Source organism: Glutamicibacter sp. BW80 (assembly GCF_002332385.1).
Taxonomy (GTDB): domain Bacteria; phylum Actinomycetota; class Actinomycetes; order Actinomycetales; family Micrococcaceae; genus Glutamicibacter.
In genome coordinates this window covers 99,845-106,116 of sequence record NZ_NRGV01000033.1, presented here as the reverse complement: position 1 = coordinate 106,116, position 6,272 = coordinate 99,845, and the positions used below count along the sequence as shown (strand labels likewise).

At 58.1% G+C, this 6,272-nt stretch carries 5 protein-coding genes; all 5 read left to right on the top strand.

All coding sequences use genetic code 11. The features are described from left to right. Positions 1-404: 404 nt before the first annotated feature. The 5 genes from mraZ to CIK76_RS11350 all read left to right on the top strand — a co-directional run bounded on the left by mraZ (position 405) and on the right by CIK76_RS11350 (position 6,246). Positions 405-818, top strand: coding sequence for a division/cell wall cluster transcriptional repressor MraZ (gene mraZ, locus CIK76_RS11370; RefSeq protein WP_096286507.1), 414 nt, complete (start codon positions 405-407; stop codon positions 816-818). Positions 819-997: 179 nt separating this feature from the next. Next, positions 998-1,990, top strand: coding sequence for a 16S rRNA (cytosine(1402)-N(4))-methyltransferase RsmH (gene rsmH / locus CIK76_RS11365; protein WP_096286505.1), 993 nt, complete (start codon positions 998-1,000; stop codon positions 1,988-1,990). 44 nt (positions 1,991-2,034) lie between these two features. Continuing rightward, positions 2,035-2,769 carry a hypothetical protein gene (locus CIK76_RS11360; RefSeq protein WP_096286503.1) on the top strand — a complete coding sequence of 245 codons (735 nt, stop codon included), beginning with the start codon at positions 2,035-2,037 and terminating at the stop codon, positions 2,767-2,769. A 76-nt stretch (positions 2,770-2,845) separates the two neighbouring features. After that, entirely contained in the window at positions 2,846-4,660 is a 1,815-nt protein-coding gene (locus tag CIK76_RS11355; RefSeq protein ID WP_255248441.1) for a penicillin-binding protein 2, read from the top strand. Continuing rightward, a complete protein-coding gene (locus CIK76_RS11350; protein WP_255248440.1) occupies positions 4,654-6,246 on the top strand; it encodes a UDP-N-acetylmuramoyl-L-alanyl-D-glutamate--2,6-diaminopimelate ligase in 1,593 nt (530 codons plus the stop codon). The genes CIK76_RS11355 and CIK76_RS11350 overlap by 7 nt, the downstream gene beginning before the upstream one ends. Positions 6,247-6,272 lie beyond the last annotated feature (26 nt).

Genomic DNA, 6,272 nt, shown 5'->3' with positions numbered 1-6,272 from the left:
CGATGACCCGATACAAAACATTTTCTTTTTAATGGTGTCCTTTTAACGGTCGACACGCGCTGCGTCGATTCTCGGCAGATTCCTAGGAAACACATTTGCACTGCTTCCTAACGACTCACCACTTTCCTCCCCGTCTCCCTCCACTGCCCTCCCCGCTCGCCCAAAAGGGCTGAAAATAGCGGTATCTCGGTACTTTCTTGGTCAAATTTCGAGATGCGCACATTCTCGCTCCTGGAGCCCTCCACAACGCAAGCTGGGAAAAACCCGCCAAAACAAGGCATTTTTTATGTCCAACCCCTCGCGAAAACGGTTGGTTTGCGTTGACAGTGGAGGGTTGTGGAGTAAAGTGGAGTGCAGTAGAGGGAATTGGGGTTTCCGGCCACTTCATATGAAAGGCGGTGTGCATGTTCCTTGGAACTTACACGCCCCGACTTGATGAAAAGGGCCGGCTGATTCTCCCCGCGAAATATCGTGACGATCTGTCTTACGGACTCGTGTTGACCCGTGGGCAGGAGCGCTGCATTTATGTTTTCAGCCAACGGGAGTTCGAGAAGCAGCATGAGCAATTAGCTCAGGCATCGCTTACCTCGCGTAAGGCGCGAGACTATGCACGTGTTTTCTTGTCTGGCGCTTCCGACGAAGTGCCGGATAAGCAAGGACGAGTCACGATTCCTCAAGTTTTGCGAAACTATGGAGGCCTAGACCGTGAAGTGACGGTCATCGGTGCGGGCAAACGCATCGAAATCTGGGACTCCACTGCATGGCAGCAGTACTTGCAGGAGCAGGAAGACGTATTTTCCGAAACGGATGAAGACTAAGGCTCCAACAGGAACCGGTTTACATCCACATCAGGTAAGAGCGCTGGGTTGAGATCTCCAGCCACCTCCAGAGGGACTTGCTCTGGCTCCACTTCCCCGGAGCCAGATCGATGATCGCCGCTGGAAGGTTGGAGGGGGATCTGAATCCAGCGAACACGACGATAGCGAAAGGGGGCGCAGTGCCGAATCAAGATTCTCAACGACCCGCATCGGAACGACACGTTCCGGTATTACTGGATCGATGTGTCAATCTCTTGGCACCGGGCATCGAGAGCGCCAACGCCGCCGGACGCAAGGCAGTCGTCGTGGACTGCACTTTAGGAATGGGCGGGCATTCCGAAGCCATTCTCCAGCGGTTCGACAACCTCCACTTGATCGGCCTCGACCGCGATGAACAAGCCCACGAGCTTGCAGGTGCACGACTCAAACCCTACGCCTCGCGCATAGATTTGGTTCATGCGGTGTACGACGAAATCTCAGATGTTGTTGAAGACCTCGGCTACCCAGGTATCGATGGTGTCCTCTTTGATCTGGGTGTCTCATCGCTTCAGTTAGATGAACGCGAACGCGGATTCGCCTATTCCTACGATGCACCGTTGGATATGCGAATGGACACCTCGGTAGGACCAACTGCCGAAGATCTAGTCAACGACTTGGACCGTGAGAAGCTGCTGCGCATCATTCGGCAGTGGGGTGAAGAGAAATTCGCGGGACGAATTTCCACCGCAATCGTCGAAGCCAGGGATAAAGAACGAATCACGACTACCGCCCAATTGGTGGACGTGATCCGAACAGTCGTTCCAGCTGCTGCCGCTCGTACTTCCGGCCACCCGGCCAAGCGGACCTTCCAAGCGTTACGTATTGCGGTCAATGAAGAACTCGATGTACTGGAGCGGGCTATTCCTGCCTCAATGTCTTCATTGAATATTGGTGGTCGAGTGGTCGTGATGAGCTATCACTCGCTGGAAGACAAGATCACCAAACGTCACTTCGTGAAGGGCTCAACTTCCTCCGCACCACCGGGATTCCCGGTCGAGCTGGAAGAGCACAAGGCTGAATTCAAGGTTCTGACCAAGGGCACCGAAAAGCCGAACGAAGCAGAAATTGCAGAAAACCCACGCGCTGCATCGGCCCGCTTACGGGCGGTCGAAAGAGTTCTGAAAAGGAGCTAGCCATGAGCCAACGAGCCCCACGTCGAGTATTGAAGACTGCCGCTATGACCGCACAGCCGGTTATAGAAGGCAGTGCCGCTCGCGATGTTCGTCCAGAGCCGGTGGCAGCAAGCGAACTGGCTGGCAACGACCCTCGGCAGCGTGTGACGCTCTCGCTCGTTCCGCGAATGAACGAGACGAACAAACGCTCAATGCTCGTTATGGTAAGTGCTTTGGTCCTGGTGGCCTTCGCGGTTGTGGTCACGCTTGTTCTCATGAATACCTCGGTCGCGCAGCGCCAGTACGACATCGTCTCCTTGCGAAACCAGGAACGCGCGCTCTCTCAGGAGAACCAGGCGTTGTTGAAGGAAGCCCAGTCGTTGTCCGCTCCACAGGCGCTCGCCAAGGAAGCCAAAGCGATAGGCTTAGTGGCTCCGGGAGCACCGGGCCTCGTCGACCTGACAGACAACAGCATCAAGAAATCAGCTGATAAGGCCGTCACGGCAGAAGGAAACGCCGCAAATTATGCGACGCTCCCATTGCCAGGACAGAGCATCCGCGAGAAGGCTGAGGCGAAAAAGAGCGAGTCGAAGGCTCCTGCTCCCACCGTGGGCCAGAATTCCAAGGACGAAACCAAAACCTCTAATGAGGCGTCGGAATCCAAGGACCCCACGAAGTCTGAGGCGAAGGAAGAAGCGGCAACTCGCAAGGTTGCTGATGACGGACGTCCGGTCTTCAACGACAGCGAGCTCAACGGCGGCACGATCCCGGCACCAATGATCAAATCCCCGACGAACTAACTTTCGCTTTCTAAGCTAGGACTACGGCGGTAATTCTCGCTGTCAAGAAACCACGTTGAGGGGACTGAGTATCACCGTGAACTCGACCGCACTGGAAACCGCAAAAAAGCGCATGCGCTTTTTGCTGATCTTATCTTTGGCAGCACTCCTGGCGATTGCTGGTCGTCTCTTTTGGGTGCAGGGCATCAACGCATCCACCGTCGCCGACGCCGCTCAAGCCGATCGCCAGCGCGAAGAAATCATCGCGCCGACGCGCGGTTCAATAGTCGATCGCAAGGGAACCCTATTGTCGGTCAGCGTGGATCGCTACGACCTGGTGATCGATCAGCGTGATCAACGAGATCAAATTCGTCGCGCCAAGCGTGATGGCACTAACGGCAGCGAGTTCATCGGCTGGGACCAGGCGGTCCAGGAACTTGCGGAAATTCTTGAGCAGAACCCCGAGGACCTTGCCAAGTCGGTTCAGCCGCAGGATGAGGCCAAGCCCAAGGGCTACGTGGTTCTTGCCAAGGGAGTCACCCCAGAAGTCAAAAACGAGGTCATGGAAGTTGGCATCCCCCGTCTGACTCCCTTGCTGCGCAGCGAAAGGCAATATCCGCAAGGTGTCATTGCCGGACCGTTGCTTGGATTCGTTCGAAATTCCGAAGACCAGACCACGGTGGTCGGTGCCGAAGGGCTCGAACTGAGCCAGGAGGAGCATCTGAAGGGAACCAACGGCAGCCGCAAGATCGAGGTGAGCGCCGACGGCGTGCGCATCCCGGTCACCGAAGTCGAAGAAACTCCTGCGGTCAACGGCCAGGACGTGATGCTCACCATCGATTCCGACGTGAACTATGTGGCCCAGCGTGAAGCCGAAAAGAAGCAGAAAGAATTCAACGCTGAATGGGTTTCGGTCGTCGTGATGGACGTGAAAACCGGCAAGCTTCTTGCCATCGGCGACTCTGCGCAGCTGGATCCCAACGATCCGGGAGCGACCGACCCTGAATTCCGGCGTTCGGTGGCCATCACCCGCGCCTTCGAACCAGGCTCTACGGGCAAAGCCGCCATCTTCGCCGCAGCGATCGACCAAGGCGCAGTGTCTGCGAAGACCGAAATGCGCGTCCCGAACAAGGTGACGGTCACCAAGGAGACGATCCACGACTCGCTGCCGCACGCCACCTACGACATGACCGTGGCCGGAATCTTCGCCCGCTCCTACAACACCGGCACGGTGATGGTGGGCAACAAGCTCAGCAACGAGGAACGCTATGACTACATGCGAAAGTTTGGGCTGGGCAGCCCCATCTACCTTGGACTGAATGGTGCCAGTGCCGGTCAGCTGGCAAAACCCGAGAATTGGGACCGACGCCAGCAGTACACCACCATGTTCGGCCAGGGCTATTCGCAGACCGTGCTGCACACGGCATCGATCTTCCAGGCCTTGGCCAACGGCGGCGAACTGATTGCACCAAGCCTCATCGAAGGGTACAAGAACGAAGACGGCAGCATCACCAAACCTGAAACCCCGAAAACGACCCGGGTTGTGAAAAAGACGACAGCTAAAGAGATGCTCAAACTCATGGAAGGTGTCGTGGACTCCGGCACCGGTACTAAAATGAAGATACCGGGCTACCGGGTAGGCGGAAAGACCGGTACCGGCCAGGCCGCCAGCGACAAAGGCTACGACGGATACAGCTATTCGTTTGCCGGCGTAGCACCGCTGGATGACCCGCAATACGTTGTGGTGGCAACCATGTACCGTCCACAGGGCAGCTGGAAGAACTTTTCGGTCGCCGACACGTTCACCGAGGTGATGAGCCACGTGCTCAACACCTACAACGTGCCGCCAAGCTCCACTAAATCTGAGTCGTACGACGTCTTCGTTGGTAAGGAACAAAAGAAACCTTGGTAGTTCAGGAATCAGGCACGCCACGCGAGCTGGAACGTTATTTACGACCCCAATCGGTCAAGGGAATCAGCTTTGACCGGCTCTGCGCGATGCTAGCCGCTGCTGCAAAGAACCAAGGGGCCTCGGCCAACCCGCGCATTACCGGCGTGAGCCTGAACCCGCAGATCGTCCAGCCGGGAGACGTGTTCCTGGCCATTTCGGGCGCCAAGCGGCACGGAGCCGAATTCCTTGCGGCAGCGCTCGAACACGGTGCAGTTGCCCTGATCACCGATCAGGCCGGTCTGGGATTCTTGCCTGCCGACCTTTCCATTCCGGTAGCGGTAGTGCCGAGCGTTCGGCAGATCGCCGCCCGAGCCGCTAGCAGCGTCTACGGCACGGACACTCACTGCCCGCAGCTGCTCGCGGTGACCGGTACCAATGGCAAAACCACGACCAGCTACATGATCCGCGCGATCACCGAAGCCCTGGGCCGGCACTCCGGTCTGGTGGGCACCATCGAAATGTCTGCTCGCGGCCAGATCATCCCCAGCGTGCTGACCACTCCGGAGGCCACCCAGCTGCACGGCGTCTTGGCGCGGATGCAGGAACAAGATGTCGCCACCGTGGCCATGGAAGTCTCCAGCCATTCACTGAGCTATGGCCGGGTGGACGGACTTCGTTTTGCGGTCTCCGGATATACCAACCTCACCCAAGACCACTTGGACCTGCATGGTTCGATGGAAGAGTACTTCCAGACCAAAGCGGAGCTGTTCACCGCGCGGCACAGTGAACGCGCTGTGGTGATGGTCGACGATCCGTACGGCCAGCGCTTGGCAGAGCAGGCCTTGATCCCCACCGAATCGCTGAGCCTCGATGCTGCCAACCAAAGCCCCGACTGGAGAGTCACCGAGCTTGCACATAGTGCGCTTGGACATAAATTCGTCATCGTGCACCGGGACGGGCGAACCCTGCGTGCCCGTACCGGGCTGCCGGGCCTGTTCAATGTCGCCAATGCGGCGCTCGCCACGCTCATGGTGCTTTCCAGCGGAGTGGCCCTCGACACGCTGCAGCAGGTGCTGGAGGAGCACGATCCGCTCTCGGTGTCGGTTCCCGGACGCATGCAGGTCATCGGCGAAGCCCCGATTGCCGTGGTGGACTTCGCGCACAATTCCGACGCACTGGCTAAGGCGCTGGACTCGGTCCGCACCGGAGCCCAAGGCCGGCGGATCATCGTCTTCGGCGCCACCGGCGAACGCGACAAGACCAAGCGGCCGGATATGGGTGCGGTCGCTGCACGCCACGCCGACATCGTCATTGTCACCGACGACGACCCGCACGGCGAAGATCCAGCTCCGATCCGCGAACAGGTTGCCGCCGGAGCACAGCAGGTTCTCGATTCCGAGCGTCCGCAGGTGCAGCTGTACAACATCGCGCCACGCGCTAAAGCCGTAGAGTTCGCTGTGAGTTTGGCGGGGGTCCAAGATGCGATCCTCATCGCCGGTCGCGGACACGAAATCAGCCAAGACGTAGCGGGAATTGACGTTGCGCTCGATGACCGCGTCGAATTGGCCAACGCCCTAAAACTTCATGGGTTTGTGACCATTTACTAGCTCACAGAAGTCCTCGACCACGGCCG

Bases quoted from the DNA above. Each gene is read 5' to 3' on its own strand.
- CIK76_RS11360 (WP_096286503.1), top strand. From the start codon at position 2,035: ATGACCGCACAGCCGGTTATAGAAGGCAGTGCCGCTCGCGATGTTCGT.
- mraZ (WP_096286507.1), top strand. From the start codon at position 405: ATGTTCCTTGGAACTTACACGCCCCGACTTGATGAAAAGGGCCGGCTG.